23 protein-coding genes and 1 tRNA gene are annotated in these 23105 nt (G+C 69.0%); 8 read left to right on the forward strand and 16 right to left on the reverse strand.

Features of this window, described 5'->3' with window-relative positions; translation table 11 throughout:
* Positions 1-20: 20 nt before the first annotated feature.
* The 3 genes from ACFSXZ_RS24235 to orn all read right to left on the reverse strand — a co-directional run bounded on the left by ACFSXZ_RS24235 (position 21) and on the right by orn (position 1787).
* The gene (locus ACFSXZ_RS24235) at positions 21-638 is read right to left on the reverse strand and encodes a pentapeptide repeat-containing protein (protein WP_378267430.1); all 618 of its coding nucleotides are present in this window, start codon (positions 636-638) and stop codon (positions 21-23) included.
* A 399-nt stretch (positions 639-1037) separates the two neighbouring features.
* Positions 1038-1113, reverse strand: a tRNA-His gene (locus ACFSXZ_RS24240).
* Between the two features lie 65 nt (positions 1114-1178).
* The gene (orn, locus tag ACFSXZ_RS24245) at positions 1179-1787 is read right to left on the reverse strand and encodes an oligoribonuclease (protein ID WP_378267431.1); all 609 of its coding nucleotides are present in this window, start codon (positions 1785-1787) and stop codon (positions 1179-1181) included.
* A gap of 604 nt (positions 1788-2391) precedes the next feature.
* On the opposite strand from orn, the gene ACFSXZ_RS24250 reads away from it, so the two are divergent.
* The 3 genes from ACFSXZ_RS24250 (at position 2392) to ACFSXZ_RS24260 (ending at position 5437) form a co-directional block, all read left to right on the forward strand.
* Entirely contained in the window at positions 2392-3312 is a 921-nt protein-coding gene (locus tag ACFSXZ_RS24250) for a DNA-3-methyladenine glycosylase family protein (RefSeq protein ID WP_378267432.1), read from the forward strand.
* Between the two features lie 92 nt (positions 3313-3404).
* Entirely contained in the window at positions 3405-4118 is a 714-nt protein-coding gene (locus ACFSXZ_RS24255; protein ID WP_378267600.1) for a M50 family metallopeptidase, read from the forward strand.
* A 77-nt stretch (positions 4119-4195) separates the two neighbouring features.
* Positions 4196-5437, forward strand: coding sequence for an aldehyde dehydrogenase family protein (locus tag ACFSXZ_RS24260; RefSeq protein WP_378267601.1), 1242 nt, complete (start codon positions 4196-4198; stop codon positions 5435-5437).
* Positions 5438-5478: 41 nt separating this feature from the next.
* Here ACFSXZ_RS24260 and ACFSXZ_RS24265 read toward each other — a convergent pair whose 3' ends face one another.
* The 7 genes from ACFSXZ_RS24265 to ccrA form a co-directional block, all read right to left on the reverse strand.
* Entirely contained in the window at positions 5479-6144 is a 666-nt protein-coding gene (locus ACFSXZ_RS24265; RefSeq protein ID WP_378267433.1) for an HD family phosphohydrolase, read from the reverse strand.
* A gap of 81 nt (positions 6145-6225) precedes the next feature.
* Positions 6226-6855 carry a hypothetical protein gene (locus tag ACFSXZ_RS24270; protein ID WP_378267434.1) on the reverse strand — a complete coding sequence of 210 codons (630 nt, stop codon included), beginning with the start codon at positions 6853-6855 and terminating at the stop codon, positions 6226-6228.
* Positions 6856-6861: 6 nt separating this feature from the next.
* Positions 6862-7863 (reverse strand): hypothetical protein, encoded by a 1002-nt coding sequence (locus ACFSXZ_RS24275; protein WP_378267435.1) that lies wholly within the window; start codon positions 7861-7863, stop codon positions 6862-6864.
* A gap of 110 nt (positions 7864-7973) precedes the next feature.
* Positions 7974-8954: an adenylate/guanylate cyclase domain-containing protein gene (locus ACFSXZ_RS24280; RefSeq protein ID WP_378267436.1), complete on the reverse strand. Its 981-nt coding sequence runs from the start codon at positions 8952-8954 to the stop codon at positions 7974-7976.
* Between the two features lie 38 nt (positions 8955-8992).
* Positions 8993-9442, reverse strand: a complete 450-nt coding sequence (locus ACFSXZ_RS24285; protein WP_378267437.1) for a universal stress protein — start codon at positions 9440-9442, stop codon at positions 8993-8995.
* 41 nt (positions 9443-9483) lie between these two features.
* On the reverse strand, positions 9484-10554 hold the full coding sequence (locus ACFSXZ_RS24290) for a chromosome segregation protein (protein WP_378267438.1): 1071 nt from the start codon (positions 10552-10554) through the stop codon (positions 9484-9486).
* A 57-nt stretch (positions 10555-10611) separates the two neighbouring features.
* The gene (ccrA, locus tag ACFSXZ_RS24295; protein WP_378267439.1) at positions 10612-11952 is read right to left on the reverse strand and encodes a crotonyl-CoA carboxylase/reductase; all 1341 of its coding nucleotides are present in this window, start codon (positions 11950-11952) and stop codon (positions 10612-10614) included.
* Positions 11953-12138: 186 nt separating this feature from the next.
* Here ccrA and ACFSXZ_RS24300 point away from each other — a divergent pair, with 186 nt between their 5' ends.
* Both ACFSXZ_RS24300 and ACFSXZ_RS24305 read left to right on the forward strand, forming a co-directional pair.
* Entirely contained in the window at positions 12139-12501 is a 363-nt protein-coding gene (locus ACFSXZ_RS24300; RefSeq protein ID WP_378267440.1) for an SPW repeat protein, read from the forward strand.
* Between the two features lie 60 nt (positions 12502-12561).
* Positions 12562-13167: a TetR/AcrR family transcriptional regulator gene (locus ACFSXZ_RS24305; RefSeq protein WP_378267441.1), complete on the forward strand. Its 606-nt coding sequence runs from the start codon at positions 12562-12564 to the stop codon at positions 13165-13167.
* On the opposite strand, the gene mce is transcribed toward ACFSXZ_RS24305, so the two are convergent.
* Positions 13164-13607: a methylmalonyl-CoA epimerase gene (gene mce / locus ACFSXZ_RS24310; protein ID WP_378267442.1), complete on the reverse strand. Its 444-nt coding sequence runs from the start codon at positions 13605-13607 to the stop codon at positions 13164-13166. The genes ACFSXZ_RS24305 and mce overlap by 4 nt on opposite strands.
* A 113-nt stretch (positions 13608-13720) precedes the next feature.
* Between mce and ACFSXZ_RS24315 the strand changes: the two genes are divergently transcribed.
* Complete coding sequence (locus ACFSXZ_RS24315) at positions 13721-14905, forward strand: acetyl-CoA C-acetyltransferase (RefSeq protein ID WP_378267443.1); 1185 nt, start codon at positions 13721-13723, stop codon at positions 14903-14905.
* A 47-nt stretch (positions 14906-14952) separates the two neighbouring features.
* Positions 14953-15939 (forward strand): methylmalonyl Co-A mutase-associated GTPase MeaB, encoded by a 987-nt coding sequence (gene meaB / locus ACFSXZ_RS24320; RefSeq protein ID WP_378267444.1) that lies wholly within the window; start codon positions 14953-14955, stop codon positions 15937-15939.
* Positions 15940-15970: 31 nt separating this feature from the next.
* On the opposite strand, the gene ACFSXZ_RS24325 is transcribed toward meaB, so the two are convergent.
* The 3 genes from ACFSXZ_RS24325 to pdxR all read right to left on the reverse strand — a co-directional run bounded on the left by ACFSXZ_RS24325 (position 15971) and on the right by pdxR (position 20450).
* A complete protein-coding gene (locus tag ACFSXZ_RS24325) occupies positions 15971-17290 on the reverse strand; it encodes a S8 family serine peptidase (RefSeq protein ID WP_378267445.1) in 1320 nt (439 codons plus the stop codon).
* Positions 17291-17455: 165 nt separating this feature from the next.
* A complete protein-coding gene (locus ACFSXZ_RS24330; RefSeq protein WP_378267446.1) occupies positions 17456-18877 on the reverse strand; it encodes a S8 family serine peptidase in 1422 nt (473 codons plus the stop codon).
* Positions 18878-19070: 193 nt separating this feature from the next.
* The gene (gene pdxR, locus ACFSXZ_RS24335) at positions 19071-20450 is read right to left on the reverse strand and encodes a MocR-like pyridoxine biosynthesis transcription factor PdxR (RefSeq protein ID WP_378267447.1); all 1380 of its coding nucleotides are present in this window, start codon (positions 20448-20450) and stop codon (positions 19071-19073) included.
* Positions 20451-20496: 46 nt separating this feature from the next.
* Between pdxR and ACFSXZ_RS24340 the strand changes: the two genes are divergently transcribed.
* On the forward strand, positions 20497-20961 hold the full coding sequence (locus ACFSXZ_RS24340) for a carboxymuconolactone decarboxylase family protein (protein ID WP_378267448.1): 465 nt from the start codon (positions 20497-20499) through the stop codon (positions 20959-20961).
* A gap of 91 nt (positions 20962-21052) precedes the next feature.
* Here the strand turns inward: ACFSXZ_RS24340 and ACFSXZ_RS24345 are convergent, their stop codons facing one another.
* On the reverse strand, positions 21053-22036 hold the full coding sequence (locus ACFSXZ_RS24345) for an ABC transporter substrate-binding protein (RefSeq protein WP_378267449.1): 984 nt from the start codon (positions 22034-22036) through the stop codon (positions 21053-21055).
* 34 nt (positions 22037-22070) lie between these two features.
* On the reverse strand, positions 22071-23093 hold the full coding sequence (locus ACFSXZ_RS24350; protein ID WP_378267602.1) for an ABC transporter permease: 1023 nt from the start codon (positions 23091-23093) through the stop codon (positions 22071-22073).
* Positions 23094-23105 lie beyond the last annotated feature (12 nt).

A 23105-nucleotide genomic window follows, 5' to 3' on the forward strand; every position in this document is an offset into this window, starting at 1 on the left:
AGTGTTTTCGCTTACCCGTCTCAGGCCATCCAGTGCCCAGGCCGGTCGAGGGAGCCGGGGATCAGGGTCGACGAGTCGCCCTTGGCCGCCTGGAGCTGGGGCTGGGTCAGGAACAGGCAGGTCGCGAGGTCCGTGCCGCGTACGTCGGCGCCGCGGAGGTCCGCTCCGGTGAGGTCGGCCAGCCGCAGATCGGCGCCTCGGAGATCGGCACCGAGCAGGTAGGCGCCCCGCAGGTTCGCGCGGCCGAACCGGGCACCCGTGAGGTCCTTGCCGATGAGGTCGGCTCGCCGGAGGTCGCGCCCCTTGCCTCGGACCGCCGCGCTGACCTCGGCGAGAAGGGGACCGATCCGCTGCTGGTAGGCGGTCGTGTCGAGTTCGCGCAGAGCGTCCGGGCCCGACTCGGCGAGGGTTTCCGTGGCGTCACGAGCTTCTTCGAGTTGGGCTTGGTAACTGGCCGCACCCGGGAGTTTCAACGCTTCGGTGAGGTAGTAGAGAAGCTCGTGCAGATCCCGCATCACCGGAAACACCGCGAACATGGCCTCGGCGACGTCCGGCGAGTTCCGCCAGTCCTTCCCCTGGAAGACCTCCTGCGAGACCCGCTGTCCAGCGCCGAAGCAGTCGTAGACAGTGCACCCCACATATCCACGCGGCCTCAGCTCGTCATGGACACCACAGCGAAACCCGGCGTCAAGATGCGGACATGCCCGCCCCGCCGCCTTGTCCACCGGAAAATCCGCCGACTTCGAAAACCCCGGCACCACACAACACAACCCAAAACACTCCCCACACACCCCCACCAACATCACCATCCACACCCCCACCCCGACACCAGTCTCACCACAACGCACCCACACTCACCAACACAATGATCCCGTCAACCCCTGGCCTGACGCACTCTCCGGTGCTGGTCTCACCACAACGCGCCCAGCGCCCGCCAAGACGAGGAGCTCGCACCGCGGGGGTTTGGGGGGCTCGGCCCCCCAACACAACGACGATCCCCACAAACCGGGAAGCGGTGCCCCGCGAACAGCACTGCCTGGGGTGAGTGACGGGACTCGAACCCGCGACATCCTGGACCACAACCAGGTGCTCTACCAACTGAGCTACACCCACCATGCGTGGCCTTCCGGCCTCGGCCCGCATATCGTAGCGTGCCACCGTCGCGGGCCGGAAAGGGGTTATCCGCCGCGGTGGAGGAGCACGTCGGCCGCCGCCGCCCTGGCCACTTCGCTGGTGGGTCCGGGCAGGGGGACGAAGGCGGTCCGGCGGTAGTACTCGAGTTCGCCGATGGATTCCTTGATGTCGGCGAGCGCGCGGTGGGCGAGGCCTTTCTCGGGCTTGGCGTAGTAGATCCGCGGGTACCAGCGGCGGACGAGTTCCTTGATGGAGGAGACGTCGACCATCCGGTAGTGGAGGTGGGCGTCGAGTGCGGGCATGTCGCGGGCGATGAATCCTCGGTCGGTGGCGATGGAGTTGCCCGCCAGTGGTGCGCCGCCGGGCTCGGGCACGTGTTCGCGGATGTAGTCGAGGACCCGGCGTTCGGCTTCGGCGAGGGTGGTCGTGGAGCGCCGGACCTCCTCGGTGAGGCCGGACCGGGCGTGCATGTCGCGGACGACGTCGGGCATGGTGGCGAGGACGTCGTCGTCGGCGTGGATGACGAGGTCGAGCCCGTCACCGAGCACGTTGAGGTCGGCGTCGGTCACCAGCGCGGCGATTTCGATGAGGGCGTCCTTGGCGAGGTCGAGCCCCGTCATCTCACAGTCGATCCAGACAAGACGGTCGGTCACCGGAAAACCCTAACCCCTGGCCGGGCCGGAGGGGTTGAAGGCACAAAGTTCGCCGGAAGAGAGGCGGCGGCCGGGTGGGACGGGCCGCCCCCGCCACGGCCCGTCCCACTTCCCCCGGGCCCGTGACGCGCGGTACTCCGGCGAGCGCGGTGACGCGGTGATCTCGCCGGTGCCAGGGGTCCCTGCCGGACACCTTCGGGTGAGTGCACCGTGCCGGCCGGGCTGTGGTTTCGAGCTTGGCAGGCTTTCCTGGGAAGATCCTGTGGGCAGACCGGGGCAAACCCTGAGAAAAGGTTTCGGTCCGTGGATGGCCGGCCGGAAGACCGGCACCCGCGCTCCGGCGGGACACTAACTGTCCACAATGTACTCTAGTTCGCTGCCGTCCGGAATTCCGTGCGTGGTGCGGCGCCGCTGAGGTCCGTGGCCCGGATCCAAGGCAGGGCAAGGAAGTACGCACCACCCTGGGGCCGGGTGCGGGCACCCGCCGGGTGAGGGGCGTAGGCCGGCGGCGCGCTGCCGAAAACTGTCGGTGGGTGCCGCTACGGTCGGCACATCGCCGGTCGCGAGGGAGAAGACCGGCCAGGACCAGTGAAGGAGCACACCGATGACCATCACCGTGCAACCCCGGCTCACCACCGCCGAACTCGTCGCGCGAGGCCCGTTCGACCTCGACGCTTCCGCGCGTTTCCTGGCGGCCTTCACCCCCGCGGCGCGTCCCGGCGCGGCAGCGGAGGAAGGGGTACTGAGGATGGCGTTCCCGGTCGAAGGCTCCTGGGAACATGCCGGGGCGCTGATCCGCCGCCGAACACCCGGGCCGGACGTCGGTTCCGGCGCGCCGGTCGAGGTTTCGGTACAGGGCGCCGGATCGTCGGCCGACGTGGCGATCGGTCAGGTCCGCCGCATCCTTTCCCTGGACGTGGACGGTTCCGGCTTCGAGGATGTCGCGCGCGGCGATCCGGTGGTGGGGGCGCTGGCCAGGCGTTATCCAGGGTTGCGTCCCGTGCAGTTCCACTCGCCGTACGAGGCGGCCTGCTGGACCATCGTGGGCAACGGCCGTCCGATGAGCCAGGCGGCGCGGATCAAGCAACGCATCGCGGAGCGGCACGGCGTGGAGGTCGATGTCGCGGGCGTGCCGCTCGCCTCGTTTCCGGCGCCCGAGGTGCTGGCGGTCCTCGACGGGGAACTCGGGCTTCCCGTCCAGAAGGTCGAGCGGCTGCATGCCGTGGCGCGGGCAGCCCGGGACGGTCTGCTCGATGCCGGATGGTTGCGCTCTCTCGAACCCGATGAGGCGCTGGAGCGATTGCAGCGCTTGCCCGGTGTCGGACCGTTCTCCGCGCAGCTGATCCTGATCAGGGGAGCGGGTCATCCGGATGTGTTCCCGCTCGACGAACCAAGGGTGCACGAGAGGATGCGCGAGGCGTATCGGCTTCCGGAGGCGACACCGGCCGAGCTCGATCGACTCGCCCGGCGGTGGCGGCCCTACCGGAGCTGGGTCGCGGTTCTCCTGCGTGCCAGGCATGCCTGAGGCAAGGCTCTTCCTGTGCTCCCGCTGTGTCAGGAGAAGGGGTGATGACACGACGTAAACAAGGCATATGGTGAGCTTTCCGCGTGAATCTCGTGGACACCGCGGGCTCGACGGGGCTCTTCGACACTCAGCCGAATCCGACGACGCTGGTGCCGCTGGTCACCGGTGGACTGGCGCTGGTGCTGGTGTTGTCCGGGTCGCCGTGGAGACTTGCGCGCAACGTCGTCACGATCGTGCACGAAGCCGGTCACGCGCTGGTCGCCGTGCTGGTGGGCAGGCGCCTGAATGGAATCCGGCTCCACTCGGATACCTCGGGTGTCACGGTCTCGCGCGGCAAGCCGACCGGGCCAGGCATGGTCCTGACCTCGCTGGCGGGGTATCCGGCGCCGGCGGTGCTCGGGCTCGGCTTCGCGGCCTTGCTGTCGGCTCACCTGATCACCGCGATGCTGATCGTCGCCGCGCTGCTGTTGCTCGGTGTGCTCGTGATGGTGCGTAACGCCTATGGCGTGTTGTCCGTGGTGCTCACCGCGGGCGGACTGGCGCTCGTCGCGCTCGTGGCCGGACCCCAGGTGCAGGCGTGGTTCGTCTACCTGATCACGTGGTTCCTGCTGCTGGGCGGTGTCCGGCCGGTGGTCGAGCTGCAGACCAAGCGCCGCATGGGCCTGGCCCGTGACTCCGACGCCGACCAGCTCGCCCGGCTGACCGGTATGCCCGGGATCCTGTGGGTGCTGATCATCGCGGTGATCGCGCTGGTGTGCCTGGTGGCCGGGGGCGCGTGGTTGCTGGAGCCCGCGCTGCGTCCCTGACCTGCCCATAGGGCAGACTGGGAGCACGGACTGGGCGCGCAGACGCACAGTCGGCCGAGCGGAAGGGATCAGCGGTGGTGTCCGACGAGGTGGCCAAGGCGGTCGAGGAGTGCGCGCGAGCGGCCAAGCGGGCGGCCCCGTCCCTGGCGGCGGCGCCCGTCGAAGCCGTCGACGCCGCGCTGAGCGCGATGGCCCGCCGGTTGCTGGACAGCCGCGAGGCCGTGCTGGACGCCAACCGCATCGACGTCGAGCGGGCGCGCGAGGACGGCATGAGCGCCGGCCTGCTGGACAGGCTGACCATCACCGGTGACCGGCTGACCGGGATGGCCGAGCAGTTGCGGCTGCTGGCCGGCGCCCCGCACCAGGAACGCATCCTCAATCTGTCCACATTGGACGGCGGGCTGCGGTTGGTCGAGCGGCGCCGTCCGGTGGGCGTGATCGGCGCGAACTACGAGGCGCGGCCCAACGTCACCGTGGATGTGGCCTCACAACTGGTCAAGTCGCGCAACGCGGGCGTTCTGCGCACCGGTTCGGCCGCGCTCGGTTCCGCGCAGCGGTTGCTGGACACCGTGATCGCGCCCGCGCTCACCGAAGCCGGCATCGACTCCGACGCCGTCCAACTGGTGCCCAGGACCGAACGCGAGGCCGCGGCCGCGCTTGTCCGCCTGCCTGCGCTCGTGCCCTTGGTGATCCTTCGCGGCAGTGGGGAAAGCACTCGCTCACTGGCTACCGAGGCGGCGACGCACGGCGTCCGCACGCTGGCCCATGCGGACGGCGGTGGCGTCTTGTACGTGGACGAGGCCGCGGATGCCTCGGTCGTCCGTTCCCTGGTCGCCGCCAGTCTGGACAGGCTCGGCGTGTGCAACAGGCTCAACCTGCTGCTGATCCACTCTGCCGCTTACGAGCGCGTGTGGCCGTCGGTCGAGGAGGCCCTCGCCGAGCGCGCGGTGACCCCGTCGTTGCCGCCTCACGAGCACCCGATCGGTTACGAGTGGGCGCTCGATTCCGAGCGTGAGGCCACCGTGACGGTGGCACCGGTCGGCGCCCTGGAGGAAGCGGTCCGGATCGCCAACGAGCAGACCTCGGGCCTGGCCGCCGGCATCGCCACCGAGGACGCGGCCGCCGCCGAGGCGTTCTTCGACGGCTACACCGGCACGGGTGTCTTCTGGAACGCCCCCACCCGGCTCCTCGACGGCTTCAAGCTGCTGGCGGTCCCGGAGACGGGCATCAACCTCGACAAGGTGCCCGGTCCGCGAGGCCCGGTCACCTACACCGACCTCTACATCCGCCAATACGCCGTCCTCCCCGCCCACCGCTGACCAGGCCGGTCTCATTATGTCAAGAGAGTTCGACATTACTCTCAGGTGGTGAGGGCGCCGAGGAGGTCGACGACGGCGGGGTCGTCCACCGCTTCCCGGATGCACTGCCAGAGTTCCAGGTTGGCCAGCGCCCACCGCGAGTACGTGCGCGCCGCCACGGGGTTGTAGAAGTAGTAACCCTCGTCGTGCGGGCCGCGCTGCTCGTTGACGATCTTGTTCGCCAGTTCCCGCACCGTGATGCCGTTTTCCGCCAGGTACCGGTGCGCCAGCATCACCGGGGTGATCGGCAGGGCCTTGAACAGGGTGTCCGCGTCCGAGAGGGCCTGGGCTTCCAGTGAGACGTCCGGGCCGCGGGTGGCCATTTCGGCCTCGTCCACGATCCGGTCGATCCAGCGGGCCACCCCGGGCGGCGCGCCGGAACCGATCAACAGACCCAGCCGCAGGTCGCGGCCCGCCGCGGCGGGGGAGTTCCGGCGGACCAGGTAGTTCACGTCGTGCACGAGCGCGGCGGCCTCGACGACGGGTACCTCGGCACCGTTGCAGCGCGCGAAATCGGCGGCCTTCGTGCGGACGAAACACACGTGATGCCAGCCGTGAAACGGGAGGCGTTCGGCGTAGTGGCGGCAGAGCGCGCGGACATGGCGTTCGAGATTGGTGATGACCGTTTCGGAAAGTGCGCGTTCGGCGACGGGGTTCTGCGCGTACATGGATCTCTCCAATCCGGCCGTTTTCTTCAGGCGGGTGGAGCGATCGTAACCAGCGAAGTGCGCCAGGTCGGGGCGAATAGGTCAGATTCGGGCCGACATTTCCCCCAATCTATTCTCGACCGGAACATGCCGGTGGGTGACCCCGCACCCGGGGTCGTAGGACAGGCTCCACGCGGCCACCGGCCGTGATTTCACCAGGAAGGTCATCGTGTCGTCCGCGACGCCGCCGACGCGGTGGTATTCCGGCGCCAGCATCACCGCCGAGGAGCCTGTCTCGCAGGTCATCCGCTCGCGCGGGGTGACCGAGGTGATCAGGCCCGACTCCGCGCTCACCGTGGCGTCGAACCGCTCGTGCAGATAGCTGCCGTGCAGCAGCGTGGTGCAGAAATGGTAGCGGTGGTTGTGCACCGAATCGGCGTAACCCGGTCGCCAGTCGTGTCGCGGTTTGTATTCGTGTAACCAGAGAGTGAAGTCGGTGTCCGGCTGGTCGAGCAGGCACCACGCGAAATGTGTCGTGGTCTCGCGGGCCCGCGCGGCCAATTCGGCCTCGGGCAGGGAGCGCACGTAGTCACGGAGATCGACGCGGAACTCCGGCTTCGCGACCCAGCGGAGAAAGGTTTCGTGAACCCGCGGCCAATGCGCCACCAGCGGCCGCTCCAGTCCATGAAGGTCCGCGGTCAGACCCGCCAGGGCCGAGTTGTGGATGGCCATGTCTCCTCACTCCAGGGATGCCGTCGTCGAGAATTTGTGCCGGAACACGTGAAATTCCGTGCCCAGTTCACGGAACCGCTCCTCGGTCAGCGGGCATCCGGTGACCTTCTGGTACAGCGCCATGAACTCTCCACGGGTGGTGTCCGGGGCGAGCGCGAAGTGCCGCGCGGTCCGGGAACGGCAGACCCGCAGGAAATCCGCGCGTTCCATGTTGTAGATGAACGAACCCTCGGAGAACCGGAGCGTGCGCGGGTAGAGGCTGCTCGCGCCGGCGGCGTCGCTGTAGAGGTGGATCCACACGCTGTCGTCGAACATCTCCAGCCGGTCCAGCGGCGGATCGTGGACGACGGTGAGATCGACGCGCACGCACCGGCTCCGGGCCAGGTACAGCCCGACCAGGCCGATCGAGACCTCGTGCGAGAGTTCCTCCTGGATTTTCTCGGCGTCCCCGTTGGCATCGTGATAGCGCAGCAGGTACAGCGCCCGGCCGCTGAGGGTGGTCGCGTCCCGCGGATCGGCGATGACCACCCGCAGTTCCCATTCGCCGTGCGTGAGCAGCAGCCGCGCGGCCGCGTACCGGGCGGAGAAACCCCGGAAGAAGAATTGGCGGGTGGTCCGCAGGTCCTGCATCATCAGCCGGTTGAAGGCCGGGTCGGGCTCGGCGGTCGCCTCGAAGACATGGGTGGGGAAGAACTCTTTGTTCATCGACCGGTATTCGGCGGCCAGCTCACGCAGGGTGCGCCTGCTCTCGTCGATCACGGGAGAGACCAACGCCCGCTGGGCGGCCGTGGCGGTGATCAGCGTCTGCCCGAAACCGATGATGGCCGACACCAGGGTGCCGGTGCCGAGCGCGGTGACCAGGTTCTTTCCCATGCCGGGCGCCAGTACGCCGGAAAGCGTGAGACACACTCCGGAAAGAACCACGAGAACGAGCAGCAGGAGTCCGGTTCGCGTCCAGAAGATCTCCTGTAGCGGGTTGTGACGCGGTGGGCGTGCCTCCGCGACCATGACCCCATCTCCTTGCTAGGCTGAATGGAGCACTTCGAAGAGTGTCGGTTCGCGTGCGCACAGTCACCTTACGCCTGCCGCGTTCCCGGTAAAATAGGAAAAACGGGCGATTATTGCCCGTCGTTTCGGCTAGCGCGCCGTAGGACATACGGCCGAAGCCTGCGGTAGCCCCGCACAGCCACCGTCCTGCCCGGCCGCACCTCGTACTCCGGGTCTTCACCCAGCACGCCGGCCAGCTCGCGGTCCACCAGGATAGTGCCCGGCCGGGCGGTGGAGGTGAGCCTGCTGGCCAGGTTCACCACGGACCCGTACACATCGCCGAACCGGCTGAGAATCCGGCCGGCGGCCATTCCGGCGCGCACCTGGGGCAGGTTGCCCTCGGCGCGGATCCGCTCGACGATCGTCAGCGCGATTTCGGCCGCCTCGGCCGGGGAATCGGCGACGAACAGCACCTCGTCGCCGATCATCTTGACCACCCGGCCGTGCTGGTCGGCGATGGCGTCCGAGGCGATGCCTTCGAAGTTCTCCAGGACGTCGCTCAGCTCGGACTCGTCGAGCTGCCGGGTGAGCCCGGTGTAGCCGACCATGTCGACGAAGCCGGCGACCCCGGGCAGCACGGTGCGCGCCGGGAGGTCGTCGCGCTGGGAGGTGAGCATCCGCCCGGCGAACGCGGCCAGATGCCGTCGCCACACGAAGGTCTGCACCTTTTCCAACTCGGGAAGCAGGTTGTTGACCAGCACGGTGATCTGCTGGTCGTCGTGGCGGAGTTCCTCGTTGCCTTCGATGAGCGAGCGCAGCATGTCCGCCTGCCACTCCGCCAGCCTCGACAGGTGCTGGCCGAGTGCCCGGGTCACGGGCGCTTCGAGACTCTCGTCGAGCAGGCCCGAGGAGATCAGCTGGACGGCGGTACGTACGGCCTCGATGTCGGCTTCGGTGAACACGACCTCGTCGTTGCCGACAGTCGCGAAGCCGAGCGCGCGCCACAACCGGGTGGCACGTTCGGGCGATATCCCGGCCTTCTCGGCGACTTCGAGCCGCGTGTAGCGGCGCGTGCCGCCGAGAAGGATGGTCTCCAGTTGCTGCTCGTCCACGGCGTCCGGGCTCTCCGCAAATCCGTTCGCACGCGGGGCTAGGTCGTGTGCACGATGAGCACGTCCACCCCGGACTTGCGGGCCGCCTCGGCCGGCACCGAGCCGAGGATCCGGCCCGCCAGCGTGTTCAAGCCGCGGTTGCCGACGACCAGCAGGTCCGCCGAGCGTTCCGCGACGACCTTCCGCAGCGCGTCGACCGGCTCGCCCACGACGGGCACCGTTTCGATGTCGGTCGCGCCGGCCTTGACCGCCCGGTCCCGCGCGCTTTGCAGCGTGTCCTCGGCCGGAGCGGAGCCGACGACCTGGTATGCCTCTTCGCCCAGGGCGTCCTGGGCTTCTTCGAGGTCCTTACCACTGGCGGGGTAGTAGGCACAGACGATGACGAGTCGGGCGCCCGATTCCGCGGTGACCGCGGCCGCGCGGTCGACCGCGCGGAAGGACGAATCGGAACCGTCGGTGCCGACGACGACGGTTTGGTAAGCGGCCATCCGAGTTCCTCCGGCAAGCTGTCGGGGTGGGCGGCCTTAGGCTACTCGCCAGTCGGTTTCGCCGCAGCACCCTCCGGTGCCGCCTTCACGGTCTCCGCCGCAAGCGGCTGAACACCGGCTTCCGCTTCGCCGAGCACCGCGTGGGCCTCGGTGAGCACCGAACGTGCGGCCCTGACCTGATCGGCGATGCCATCCCGGAGTTTCCGCAGCGCTTCGACCCGCTCGGCCGCCTCGTTGATCCGGCGGTTCGCCTCTTCGGTGGCTTCCCGGACGCGGCGGTTGGCTTCGTCCGTGGCTTCGGCGAGGCGGGCGTTGGCCTCGGTGATCGAGGCCTGCTTGCGGTGGTTGGCGTCCGCGACCGACTCGCGGCGCCGCCGGTCGATGTCGGTCGCCGCGGCCTTCTCCTCGGCGGCGACCTTGGCACGGATGGAAGCGGCCTCTTCGGTGGCTTCCCGGACCCGGCGCTCGGCCTCGGCCTTGCTGGTCGCCTCCTGCTCGGCGAGCACCCGCATGGCTTCGGTGCGGCGAGTGGACATCGCGATTTCGAAGTCCTCTTCGACCTGGACGCGCCGCTGCTGGGCTTCCTCGTCGAGTCGCTCGCGTTCCTCGGCGGCCTTGGTGGTGATCGCCTCCGCCTCGGCCCGCGCGGTTTCCAGCACCTTCCGGTGCTCCGCCTCCATTTCCTTGCGGCGCGCGTCCAGTTCGGACAACAGTTGCTCGTAGCGGGCACGCATCGCGCTCGCGTCGGCCTCGGCTTTCGCGCGGATATGCCCTGCTTCGGCTTCCGCGCGTGCTTTCGTGTCGCTGGCCTCCTCCTGTGCGAGGCGCAGCATGCGCTGGAGCCGTTCGGACAACCCTTCGACCGTGGTGGGCGGCTGGCCGAGGCGATCGACCTGGCCGCGCAGATTGTCGATCTCGCCGCGCGCCGCCTCGAGTTGACGCGCGAGGTCACCGGCCTGCGAGATGGCGGCGTCGCGATCGGCGGCCAGCATCTTCAGGTCACTGTCGAGCCGCTCCAGGTGCTCATCGACCTGGTGCCGGTCGTAGCCGCGCTTCGCCAGATCGAAGCCGGCGCCCAGCGGCACAAGTTCCCGTTCGTCGCCAAGGCTCATGGCCATGAGGGTAGCCGGAGGCGAACCTTCCTCGCTGAGTGCCGTGCGGGCTTTGTTTCACGCCCCGCGGAACAGGGTGATCCGGTCGAGGTGAGCCTCGCGGGTCATTTCGTCGCGCACGCCGAGTCCTTCTTCGGGCGCCAGGCACAACACGCCCACCTTGCCCTGATGGACATTGCGATGCACATCCAGCGCGGCCTGCCCGGTTTCGTCCATTCGGTAGGTCCGCGACAGCGTGGGATGAATCAGGCCTTTGGCGATCAGCCGGTTCGCCTCCCACGACTCCCGGTAGTTCGCGAAATGCGACCCGATGACGCGCTTGAGGTTCATCCACAGGTAACGGTTGTCGTATTGGTGGAGGTAACCCGAAGTCGACGCGCAGGTGACCACGGTGCCACCGCGCCGCGCGGCATAGACGGAAGCACCGAAGGTTTCCCGTCCGGGATGCTCGAAGACGATGTCGGGATCCTCTCCGCCGGTCAGCTCCCGGATTCTGGCCCCGAAACGCTGCCATTCCTTGGGGTCCTGGTGGTATTCGTCCTTCCAGAACTTGTAGCCTTCCGCGTTGCGGTCGATCACCAATTCGGCACCCAGCCCCCGGCAGATCTCCGCCTTGGCCGGGCTGGAGACCACGCACACCGGAATCCCGCCGCCGTTCAGCACGTACTGGGTCGCGTAGGAGCCGAGCCCGCCCGACGCGCCCCAGATCAGCACGACGTCGCCTTGCTTCATGTCGGCGCCGTTGCGGGAGACGAGCTGCCGGTAGGCGGTCGAGTTCACCAGGCCGGGGCAGGCCGCCTCTTCCCAGGTCAGATGGGCGGGCTTGGGCATCAGCTGGTTGGCCTTGACCAGCGCGATCTCGGCCAGCCCGCCGAAGTTTGTCTCGAAGCCCCAGATGCGCTGCTCGGAGTCGAGCATCGTGTCGTTGTGCCCGTCCGGGCTTTCCAGTTCCACGTTGAGGCAGTGCGCCACGACCTCGTCGCCGGGCTTCCAGGTGTGCACGCCCGGCCCGGTGCGCAGCACGACGCCGGCGGCGTCGGAGCCGACCACGTGGTAGGGCAGGTCGTGCCGCTTGGCCAGCGGGGAAAGCTTCCCGTAGCGGTGCAGGAACTTGAACGTGGGCAGCGGTTCGAAGATCGAGGTCCACACGGTGTTGTAGTTGATCGCCGAGGCCATCACCGCGATGAGCGCCTCGCCCGGACCGAGTTCGGGCGTGGGGACCTCGTCCACGTGCAGGGACTTGCGCGGATCCTTTTCCTGACTCGCCAGGCCTTCGAACATCTCCACCTCGTCGGCGTGCACGGTCACGCCTCGGTAGGACGACGGAGGCTCGATCGAGGCGACCGCGCCGGAGTCACCGGAGAGGATGGCTTCCCTGATCTGTTCGAGCCTGCTCATCTCAACCGGCCTTCCCTCGAGGACTATCCGGCGATATTACTGGCCAGTAACCTCTGTGGCCAGCGGGTTCGGCCGATCTCACCCGTCGCTGGTGAATCTTGACCGGCTGGCCAACCAAGGAGCACAATGGCAGCAGAGAAGCCGCGGTCGGGAGCGGCTTCGGGGATTGGTCGGAGGTGACCGGCGATGGCGACGCGCGCGTGGTCGCGGCCGCATGACTGGGCGGAGGTTGTGCTCGGTGTGGTCGCGGCGTTGTCCTTCCTCTGGGTGGCGCACGACAGCACGACGATGTGGACGATGGTGGTATTGGGCGGGCTGATCGCGTTGGACGGTCTGCTGTCCTTGGCGCGGCCGGGCCTGGTCTACGGCGAAGGGGTCCAGGTCGTGCTCGGCGTGCTGCTCTTCATCTCGCCGTGGGTGATGGGGTACACGGGCCTGACCGCCGCGTCCTGGAGTTCCTGGATCATCGGCGGCCTGGCCATCATCCTGGGCGCGGCCGCGCTTCCGGTGGCCAACGCCGCTCACGGCCGGATGGCCGGTACGCACTGAGGACCCGTCGTGAACACCCTCAAGGTCACCTCAGGGGTACGCAGTGCCCTTAAGGTGGCCTTGACGGCGTTCGCTGACCGGGAGGGTGCGCGGGTGAACGGCAAGCAGGCACCGGCGAGAGAACGGATTCTCGTCGCCGCGGAGGAGTTGTTCGCCGAGTCCGGCTTCGACGCCACCCCGACGTCCCGGATCGCGGAGCGGGCCGACGTGCCGAAGGGCCTGGTGCACTACTACTTCCGCCGCAAGTCCGATCTCCTGGCGGCGCTCATCAAGCGGCTGCCCGACGAACAGATCGACCCGGCGCGGGTGGTCGTGCCCGGTGACATCGCGGAGAGCCTGCGGCGGCTGGTCTCCGAACTGGACGCGCGCCTGGCCGGCTCACGGATGCTGTCCCATCTGCTGTGGCGCGAGGCCGACACTCACCGCGCGGTCCGTGACGCGCTGCAGGATCGCTTCCAGCACCTCGTCCGGGAGGTCAAGGCGGTGATCGTCGCGGCGAGCGAGGGTGGCCTCGCGGTGGCGGACGTGGACAGCGCGGCGGGTCTGCTCGCGCTGGCGGTCAGCTACCGGCATTCCGTGGCGCGGCACGCCGGTGACGACCCGCCAGACCTCATGGAACGCGAACTGACCTTCATCGCCGACGCGTTGATGGCCCGCCCCCGCTAGCTGTCCTTGGCGGGTTCGACGAGTTCGACGAGCACGCCGCCGGCGTCCTTGGGGTGGACGAAGTTCACGCGGCTGTTCGCCGTGCCACGCCGGGCCGTCTCGTAGAGGACCCGCAAACCCTTTTGCCGCAACGCTTCGGTGACGGCGTCGATGTCGGTCACCCGGTACGCCAGTTGTTGCAGGCCCGGTCCCTTGGTTTCGAGGAACTTCGCGATGGTGGAGTCCGGCGAGAGCGGCGCCAGAAGCTGGACGGCGGGACCGGACTCGTCACCCGGCGCGTGGAGCATCGCTTCGCGCACGCCGGCTTGCTCGTTGACCTCGGTGTGCGTCGCTTCGAGGCCGAACGTCGTGGCGTAGAAGCTGATCGCGGCGTCCAGGTCCGGGACCGCCACACCGACGTGGTCGATGGTGGTGATGAACGGCTTCAGCGCGTCGTGCATAGCGCGAGCATAGGCACGACGCCGTCTCGGCCGCTGAGCCCTTTCTCACCTTTCTCCGGTATTGACGCCGGGTATCGTCGAGAAAGACGTCGTCGTTTCACAGGGAGGCCGCCGTGTCCGGTTCCGTCATCCTGGGTGCCGCCCGCACCCCGATCGGCCGCCTGCTCGGTTCCCTGAAGGATTTCTCCGGGGCCCAGCTCGGTGGCGTGGCGATCAAGGCCGCGTTGGAGCGCGCCGGAGTGTCACCGGAAGCCGTGCAGTACACGATCATGGGTCAGGTGCTGACCGCCGGAGCCGGCCAGATCCCCGCCCGCCAGGCCGCGGTGGCCGCCGGAATCGGCATGGACGTGCCCGCGCTGACCATCAACAAGGTGTGTCTGTCCGGGCTGGACGCGATCGCGCTCGCCGACCAGCTCATCCGCGCCGGGGAGTTCGACCTCGTGGTCGCGGGCGGACAGGAGTCGATGACGCAGGCGCCGCACCTGCTGCCCAAGTCGCGCACCGGCATCAAGTACGGGGACGCCACCGTCGTCGACCACATGGCGCACGACGGGTTGTTCTGCGCGTTCGACCAGGTCGCCATGGGCGCCTCGACCGAGAAGTACAACTCCCGGTACGGCTTGACCCGCGAGCAGCAGGACACCTTCGCCGCACGGTCCCACCAGCGGGCGGCGGCCGCGATCGCGGCGGGCCGGTTCGCCGAGGAGATCGCGCCGGTGCCGGTCCCGCAACGCAAGGGTGACCCGGTGCTGTTCGACAGCGACGAGGGCGTCCGTGCGGACACCACCGCCGAAGGGCTGGCGAAGCTGCGGCCGGCTTTCGCGGCGGACGGCACGATCACGGCGGGTTCCGCCTCGCAGATCTCCGACGGCGCGGCGGCCGTCGTGGTGGCCAGCCGGGCCAAGGCCGAGGAACTGGGCATCACCCCGCTCGCCGAAATCGGCGCCCACGGGGTCGTCGCCGGTCCCGACGCGAGCCTGCACGAACAGCCGTCGAACGCGATCAAGGCCGCGCTGGCGAAGGCGAAGCTCGAGGTGGGCGCGCTGGACCTGGTGGAGATCAACGAGGCGTTCGCGGCCGTCGGAGTGGTGTCCACCGAGAAACTCGGACTCTCCCCGGACGTGGTGAACGTCGACGGCGGTGCCATCGCCCTCGGTCACCCGATTGGCGCGTCCGGCGCGCGGTTGGCGGTGCATCTGATCTACGAGTTGCGGCGTCGTGGCGGCGGGCTCGGCGCGGCCGCGCTGTGTGGCGGTGGCGGTCAGGGCGACGCGCTGCTCCTGCGCGTGCCGGCCTGACACCGGCCGCGCGGCCGGTTGCTCCGGTGGCCCAGCAGGATGCCCCCATGGTGCGAGCGCGGCCGGACGTGAGTGGCCTGATCGAGCGGGCGCGCGACGGGCAGCCCCGTGCCGTGGCCAGGCTGATCTCGTTAGTCGAGGATGCGCATCCGAGCCTGCGGGAGGTGGCCGCCGGGCTGATGCCCTACACCGGCGGCGCGCGGATCATCGGGCTCACCGGGCCACCGGGCGTCGGCAAGTCGACCTCGACCTCGGTGCTGCTCACCGCGCTGCGCGGGCAGGGCCTGCGCGTGGGCGTGCTCGCGATCGACCCGACCTCTCCGTTCTCGGGCGGCGCGCTGCTGGGCGACCGGATCCGGATGACCGAGCACGCCACCGATCCCGGCGTCTTCATCCGCTCCATGGCCACCCGTGGGCACCTCGGCGGGCTCGCCTGGGCGACCCCGCAGGCGGTGCGGGTCCTCGACGCGGCGGGTTTCGACGTCGTGCTCATCGAGACCGTCGGGGTCGGCCAGTCCGAAGTGGACATAGTGGAGCTGGCGGACACCACGGTGGTGTTGCTGGCGCCCGGCATGGGCGACGGCGTCCAGGCGGCGAAGGCGGGCATCCTGGAGGCCGCGGACGTGTTCGTGGTCAACAAGGCGGACCGCGACGGCACGGACGTCCTTGTGCGCGATCTCCGGCACGCGATCTCCCTGGCACACCGCGAAGTTCCGGCCGGAGCCTGGCGGCGGCCGATCGTGCGCACCGTCGCTTCGCGTGGCGAGGGTGTGGACGAACTCGTCCGCGTGCTGGGCGAGCACCACGATTGGCTGGCCGCGCACGGCGAACTGGCCCGCCGCCGTGGTGCCCGCGCCGCGAGCGAGATCGAAGCGATCGCGGTGCGCCGTATCCGATCCGAACTCGTCGACGTCCACGGCGCGGGCCTGCCGGAGCTCGCCGAGCGAGTCGTCGGCCGGGCACTCGACCCCTACGCCGCCGCGGACGTCCTCCTGGAAACCCTGCGCGACCGGCGCTCGCTTCCGGACGTCTGAAAGCGTTTTCCTGCCAAGTCCACAGTGGACATCAGAAGCCGGACAATCCGTTGGGCAGGCCCACCCCGGTCAGGCCGTCCCAGCCCGGACCCGCCTTGCACAGTGCGGGCGCGTCGTCCAAGCAGTTCGGCTCCCCGGTCTGCTGGCTGTAGTTGCTCCCGATGGTGATGTCGGTGAAGGCACCGCTGGGCGCGCTGTAGATCGTGTTCGGGCCGTGCACCCCAGCGGTGTGGCCACCGCGCGCGTACAAACCGGCGATGAAGGGCGCGGACATGCTGGTGCCGCCGCCGATGTTCCACGGGTTCGTCTGCTGGGTATAGGGCGCATAGGTCCGGTAGACGGCGATGTCCTCGGAGACGGCCGAAACGTCCGCCGTCGCGCGGTGGCCACCGCACAGGGCGCTGACCGCTTCCGGAGCCCCGAATGCACCGGGCTGGTTGGTGTCGCACCCGCTGCCTGCCCATGGCCAGCCCATCAGGCGGAAGCCGTTGCCCTCTGCGGGGAGGCGGACGCCGCCGGCGGCGGTCACCCACGGTAGGTTGGACGGCCAGCCGATCCGGTTGACGGCCCGGAAACCGCCGTCACCGGAGGACGCCACGATCGCCACCCCAGGATGGTCCAACCGCCGGCCGATGGCCTGTGCCTCCGGCGAGTCGTCGTTAGGGAAGCCGAAGCTCATGCTCACCGCGTCCGCGCCCAGCGCGATCGCGGTGTCGACCGCGTGCGCGAGATCGCCCATCGCCTTGCGGATCTGCTCCACCGGGCCGCCAATCGCGTCCTCGGCGGGAATCTTCACGTCGATGATCCGGCAGGACGGGCAACTGGCGGAGGCCATGTCCACGTCGAGTGAGGTCTCGTTCGCCCCCGCCTCGTCATATCTGGCATCGGTGGGCTCCGGCGGCGGCCCGCCGTCGAGGTCGGTGATCTTCAGACAGCCGCTGGCGACGGTGCAGGGCGGCAGGCCGTATCGGGCGCGGTAGGCGGCCAGGTCGGATTCCTCGCTCGGGTAGGCGCCGCCGGTGATGACCGCGACCGTCCCGCGCCGGTCCTGCCCGGTGTCCTGGGCGGGCAGGTGCAGCGCGGCGGCCAGGTCGTCCGCACCCCAGCCGACCGGACCGTCGGTGGACAGCGGGCGGTCCGTCCCGGAGGCGGTCACCAACGTCGACATGCACCAGTCACAGGTCTTGAGCGAGCCGTGCGTGCTGTCCAGAGTGCCGGCGCGAACCTGGTCTCGCAGCGATGCGACGCTTTCGGCACCGAAGGCCGGGGCCGGTACCAACAGCGCCAACAACGTGACGGCTACGACGCCCAGTGCGCGGTGCCGACCGCGCCTGAAACGTGAGCGGGACATGGATCCTCCCGGATTCCTACTCGGTGGCACCAGATCCGCGGTGGCACGTACCGGCTTGTCGCTTTCGTGATCGTGTGTCCTTGTCTCTAGGCACGCCCTGGTGCTTCCCCACGGTTTCCGCGAACGCGAGATTTCCGTTTCAGGAACATCGCACGAGGCCGGATGTCAGAAACCGGATAACCCGTTCGGTGTGCCCACACCGGTCGGACCATCCCAGCCCGGTCCCGCCTCGCACAGCGCGGGCGCGTCAGCCGGGCAGCTCGCCTGACCTTCATCGGAGTTGACGTTCTTACCGGTCGTGATGTCGGTGAAGGCACCGCCGGGTGCGCTGTAGATCGTGTTCGGTCCCCGCACCCCCGTGGTGTGGCCACCGCGTGCGTACAGACCGGCGATGAACGGCGAGGAAAGGCTGGTGCCGTCGCCGATCGTCCAGTGGGGCGGATGCTGGCTGGCCAACGGCGTATAGGTGATGTAGAAAGCGACGTTCTCCGCTACCGCCGACACGTCCGCCGCCGCTCGGTGGCCACCACACGCGGCTTTGGCCGTTTCCGGGGCCCCGGAAGCAGCGGGCTGGTTGGTGTCGCACCCGCTGCCGGCATACGGCCAGGCCGACTGGGTGAAGGCGTTGCCTTGCCGGGTGAGGTTGACGCCACCGGCGGCGGTCACCCACGGCAGGTTGGCCGGCCAGCCGATCTTGTCGGTGAGTTCCCAGCCCGTGTCACCGGAAGCGGCCACGATCGCCACCCCGGGATGGATCAACCGGCGGCCGAGAGCCTGTGCCTCCGGCGAGTTGTCGTTGGGCAGGCCGAGGCTCATGCTCACCGCGTCGGCGCCCAGCGCGATCGCGGTGTCAACCGCCTGTGCGATGTCGCCCATCGTCTTGTGCATCTTCTCCACCGGGCCGGGAATTCCGTCCTCGGCGGGAATCTTCACGTCGATGATCCGGCAGGACGGGCAACTGGCGGAGGCCATGTCCACATCCAGTGCGGCCTCCATCGCCGCACCCTGGTCGTACCTGGCGTTGGTGGGCTCCGGCGCCGGTCCGCCGTCGAAACCGGTGATCGTCAGGCAACCATTGGCGACGGTACAGGCCGGCAGGCCGTATTGGGCGCGGTAGGCGGCCAGGTCGGATTCCTCGACCGGGTAGGCGCCGCCGGTGATGACCGCGACGGCCCCGTGCCTGTCGTGCCCGGGGTCCTGGGCGGGCAGGTGCAGCGCGGTGGCCAGATCATCGGCGCCCCAGCCGACCGGCTTGTCGGTGGACAACGCACTGGCCGCCCCGGGGGCGGCCGCCACCATCCGCGACCTGCACAGGCCGCAGGTCTTGAGCAAACCGTGAGACCTGTCCAGGGTCCCGTCGCGGACCTGGTCTCGCAGCGAAGCGGCGCTTTCGGCGCCGGCCTGGTCGCGTAACGACGAGGCGGTATCGGCGCCGCCCCCCGCGGTGTCGATGCTGGTCTCCGGGGCCGACGCGGACAGCGCCGAGATCGCCGACGGTGCCGCCAGTGCCGTCACCACCGCCGCCAGCGCGACGACTACGACAACCAGCGCGCGGCGTGGTCCGCCGCTTGAACCTGAGCGGGGCATGGGTCTCCTGGACTTGTTGGTGCCGGGCCGCGGTGGAACGTCCGGCCCTCTCCGTTTCACCCCTACGGACGCCCAGGTGATTTCCGAAGGCACCCCACCCACAAGATTTTCCGCGCCGAGCACACCGGCTCGACGTGATCAGCCCGCTATGGCAAGCCGATCTGCTTACCCGAGGTGGCTCAGTGCGGTGATCTCAGTGCAGTGATCTCAACGCGGTGACCAGCGCGTCCAGTGCCGGGCCGAAGGCGTGCTCGGCGGGGGAGGCGTAGCCGATGACGAGCCCGGACCGCCGCTTCTCGCCGATCCAGTGTGGCGCGAGTCCGGCCACCGCGACGGAATGACGCAGCGTGGCGGCGAGCGCTTCCTCTTCGCCGTCGTCGGGCACGCCGACGACGGCGTGCAGGCCGGCCGAGATCCCGGTCGGGGTGAACCCGGTGGGCAGCGCGGCCAGCAGGCGATCCCGGCGCCGGCGGTAGGCGGCGCGGCGCTGGCGCACATGCCGGTCGTAGGCGCCGGAGGTGAGCAACTCGGCCAAAATCAGCTGGTCCACGACGGGAGAGCGCCAGCCGGTCGCCGCCAACGCCGAACGCACCGGCTCGACCAGCGCGCGCGGTACCACCAGCCACCCGGCGCGCATGGCCGGGGAAAGCGTCTTGCTCACCGTTCCGGCATAGATGATCCGTTCCGGCGCGAGGGCTTGCAGCGCGCCGACCGGACGGCGGTCGAACCGGAACTCGCCGTCGTAGTCGTCCTCGACCACCAGGCCACCGGTGGTGCGGGCCCAGCGGGCGAGCGCGGTGCGTCGTTGCGGTGCGAGGGTCGCGCCCAGCGGGTACTGGTGCGCCGGGGTCACCACCACCGTCGGACTGTCCACTGAGGACACTTGGAGGCCTTGGTCGTCCACCGGGACGCCGACGACGCGGGCACCGCCGGACGCGGCCGCGCTCCGGAACTGGGGCAGCGACGGGTCTTCGAAAGCGATGTCACCCCGCGCGGCGAGGACCTGCCCGAGCGTGGTGATCCCGTGGGCGAATCCGCCGCACAGCACGATCCGCTCCGGATCCGCCACCACGCCCCGGCTCCGCGACAGGTAGCGTGCCAGGGCCTCGCGGAGCACCATCGAGCCCTGCGGGTCGCCGTAGTCGAAGGCACGGGCGGGCGCGCTCTGCATGACCCTGCGCGTCGCGGAAAGCCAGGCGGTGCGCGGAAACGACGACGGATCCGGCCGTCCGGGGTAGAGGTCCCAGCGCACCTTGGGCACCCACGGGGCGCACGCCGGGCCGTGTCCTTGGTCGGCCGGGGTGGCCACGGGGGTACCCGTCGCGCTGACTTTCGTCGGCGCGCCTTGGCTGGTGTGCAGGTAGCCCTCGGCGGTCAGATCGGCGTAGACGCGGGTGACGGTGCCCCGCGCCAGGCCGAGATCGCGGGCGAGTGAGCGGGTGGACGGGACGGCGCCCCCTGGCTGGAGACGTCCGTCGCGGATCGCGCGCCGCAGGGCTTCGGCCAGGCCGTGGCGCCCCGTATCCGGCCGCCAGTCGAGGTGGAGATCGGAACTGGACTCCGAAACCGTCATAAAACTGGACCATACACGTGGTCCAGTTCGGGCTAACGTGGTTTTCGTGAGTAATCGGATCGCTCTCGGCAAGACGTTGCCGAACTTGATGAAACAACTAGTGGAACTGAGCGCCTCGGTCAACAAGGCGGCGGCGGACGCCGGAGTGGATCAGAGCCTGCTGGAACTGGTCAAGATCCGCGCGTCCCAGATCAACGGCTGCGCGTTCTGCCTTGACATGCATGTCCGTGACGCGCGGAAGGCGGGGGAGACCGAGCAGCGGATCTACCTCCTGAACGCCTGGCGCGAAGTGACCGGTGTGTACACCGAGCAGGAACGCGCCGCGCTGGCACTGACCGAGGCGATGACGAAACTGCCGGACACGCAGGACGTTCCCGACGACGTCTATGCCGAGGCCACGCGCGTGTTCACCGAAGAGCAGTACACCGTGACGGCGTGGGCGATCACGGTGATCAACGCCTTGAACCGCATCAGCGTCACCAGCCGGAACCCCGTGCCGGGTACGCGTTGACAGACGAAGGCAGCACCTGATCCGGCCGGTCGACCGGCGCACTGGGGGGCGCCAGGGTCTCGCGTCCGGGGGCGAGACCCTGGCGAAAGCCTCAGCAGGACTGCTTGTAGAAGTACTGTGCGTTGGCGTCCATGTCGGCCCTGGTGATGGAGTGCAGGCCGGCGGTGAGCTTCGCGGTGACCGGCTTGTGCTCCAGCGCGTTGACGGCCTGGTCGACACCCTGCTGACCGATTGCGGCCGGGTCCTGCGCGATCAGTGCCTGGTATTCGCCGCTTCGCAGCCCGTTCACCTCGGACGGGCTCGCGTCGAAGCCGACCAGGTTGACCTGACCGATCTTGCCCGCGTTGCGCAGGCCGGTCGCGGCGCCCTCACCGGTGTTGAGGTTGGTCGCGAAGATGCCCACCAGGTCCGGCGTGGAGGCGAGCGCGGCGCTCACCTTCGAGGCCGCCTGCTCCGGTTCGTTGTCGGTGAACTGGACGCCGACCGACTTGAGGTTCGGATACTTCTTCAGCTGCTCGGTGAATCCGGCCGCACGGGCCGCGGTGGTCGACGTGCCCGCCTTGGTGTCGAGCACCAGCACCGAGCCCGGCTTGTTCCCGACCAGCTTCGCGAGCGTGTCGGCGGCGAGCTGGCCGCCTTGGGTGTTGTCCGAGGAAATGGACGAAACCGCCACGCTGGAGTCCTTGAGCGAGGTGTCCACCTGGACGATCTTCGTGCCCCGGTTCGCGACCTGCTGGATCGGCGCGAGCATCGCGGTATCGTCGGTCGGGGCGATGAGCATCGCGGCGGGCGGATTCGAACCGAGCGCGTTGACCTTCTCCGTCTGCAACGCCGCGTCGAACTGCTGTGGTGCCTGGGTGGTCAGGGTGTAGCCCAGTTTCTTCGCCTCGGCCTCGGCACCGCACTGCATCGAGATGTAGAACGGTTCGGCCTGCACACCGGGAATGAGCGCGAGGTTCTTGTTGTCCGGCGCGCTCTGCCCGCCGGACGACTGGCCCACCTGCCCCGATCCGCAGGCGGCCAGCACCAGCGTCGCCGCCGCGGCACAGGCGCCCGCCACGAGGTGTTTCTTCATGGACGATCTCCTCCTAAGGTGGTTTTCCTCGGGGTTAGTGGGAATCGCGTGCGCGGCGTCTCCGCTGGTCGAACCAGACCGCCGCGATGAGCACCGCGCCCACCGCGATCATCTGCCAGAAGTCGGGCACGTGGGTGATGTTGAATCCCTTCTTCAGCACGGCCGGGATGAACACGCCGATCACCGTGCCGAGCACCGTGCCGATCCCGCCGAACAGGCTCGTGCCGCCCATCACGGTCGCCGCGATCGCGTTGAGGTTGTCCGTGGTGTGCGCGGTGATCGTGGTCGACGCGTAGTAGGACAGCGACAGGAATCCCGCCACGCCCGCCAGGAATCCGGTCAGCAGGTAGACCTTGAGCAGGTGGGCGGTCACGCCGATGCCCGCCCGGCGCGCCGCCTCCGCGCTGGAGCCGACCGCGAAGGTGTAGCGGCCGAACTTGGTGGTGTGCAACAGCCACGCGCCGACCAGCGTGATCACGACGGCCACGATCACCAGGTTGGGCACGCCCCCGAACGACGTGCCGTAGCCCAGCGTCTTGTTCAGCACGATCGGCACGCTGCGCACGTCGGACCCGTTGTTGAGCAGGTACGCCGCGCCGAGCGCGGCACCCATCGTGCCCAGGGTCACGATCAACGGCGGGATCTTCGCCCGCGCGATCAGGAAGCCGTTCAGCAAACCCCACAACGTGCCCGAAACGACGGCGGCCACGAGGCCCACCGCGATCACGCCCCAGCCCGCCGAACTCGCGTTCCCGCCGGCGAGCCACTCCATCGTCTTGCCGCACACCATGCCCGAAAAGATCAGCACCGAGCCGACGGACAGGTCGATGCCGGCGGTGATGATCACGAAGGTCATTCCGACCGAAAGGACCAGCAGCACCGAGGTCTCGATGAGCAGCGTCTGAAAGGTGAACAGGGTCGCGAACTGGCCCGGCGCGAGGACCGTGAACACCACGATCAGCGCCAGGAGCACCAGTGCGATCCAGAACGTGTTGGCCCCGCTCAACCGCTGCCGCAGGTTCCGCCTGCCGAAACCACCGTCCACAGAGGACTGGATCGGCGTGGTCGC

It is taken from the genome of Amycolatopsis pigmentata (genome assembly GCF_042684065.1).
GTDB classification, from domain to species: Bacteria; Actinomycetota; Actinomycetes; order Mycobacteriales; family Pseudonocardiaceae; genus Amycolatopsis_E; species Amycolatopsis_E pigmentata.

Bases quoted from the DNA above. Each gene is read 5' to 3' on its own strand.
- ACFSXZ_RS24300 (WP_378267440.1), top strand. From the start codon at position 12,139: ATGGCGACGCGCGCGTGGTCGCGGCCGCATGACTGGGCGGAGGTTGTG.
- ACFSXZ_RS24325 (WP_378267445.1), bottom strand. From the start codon at position 17,290: ATGTCCCGCTCACGTTTCAGGCGCGGTCGGCACCGCGCACTGGGCGTC.
- ACFSXZ_RS24275 (WP_378267435.1), bottom strand. From the start codon at position 7,863: ATGGTCGCGGAGGCACGCCCACCGCGTCACAACCCGCTACAGGAGATC.
- ACFSXZ_RS24250 (WP_378267432.1), top strand. From the start codon at position 2,392: ATGACCATCACCGTGCAACCCCGGCTCACCACCGCCGAACTCGTCGCG.
- ACFSXZ_RS24345 (WP_378267449.1), bottom strand. From the start codon at position 22,036: ATGAAGAAACACCTCGTGGCGGGCGCCTGTGCCGCGGCGGCGACGCTG.
- meaB (WP_378267444.1), top strand. From the start codon at position 14,953: ATGGTGCGAGCGCGGCCGGACGTGAGTGGCCTGATCGAGCGGGCGCGC.
- ACFSXZ_RS24330 (WP_378267446.1), bottom strand. From the start codon at position 18,877: ATGCCCCGCTCAGGTTCAAGCGGCGGACCACGCCGCGCGCTGGTTGTC.
- ACFSXZ_RS24290 (WP_378267438.1), bottom strand. From the start codon at position 10,554: ATGAGCCTTGGCGACGAACGGGAACTTGTGCCGCTGGGCGCCGGCTTC.
- ACFSXZ_RS24265 (WP_378267433.1), bottom strand. From the start codon at position 6,144: ATGTACGCGCAGAACCCCGTCGCCGAACGCGCACTTTCCGAAACGGTC.
- ACFSXZ_RS24270 (WP_378267434.1), bottom strand. From the start codon at position 6,855: ATGGCCATCCACAACTCGGCCCTGGCGGGTCTGACCGCGGACCTTCAT.
- ccrA (WP_378267439.1), bottom strand. From the start codon at position 11,952: ATGAGCAGGCTCGAACAGATCAGGGAAGCCATCCTCTCCGGTGACTCC.
- pdxR (WP_378267447.1), bottom strand. From the start codon at position 20,450: ATGACGGTTTCGGAGTCCAGTTCCGATCTCCACCTCGACTGGCGGCCG.
- ACFSXZ_RS24285 (WP_378267437.1), bottom strand. From the start codon at position 9,442: ATGGCCGCTTACCAAACCGTCGTCGTCGGCACCGACGGTTCCGATTCG.
- mce (WP_378267442.1), bottom strand. From the start codon at position 13,607: ATGCACGACGCGCTGAAGCCGTTCATCACCACCATCGACCACGTCGGT.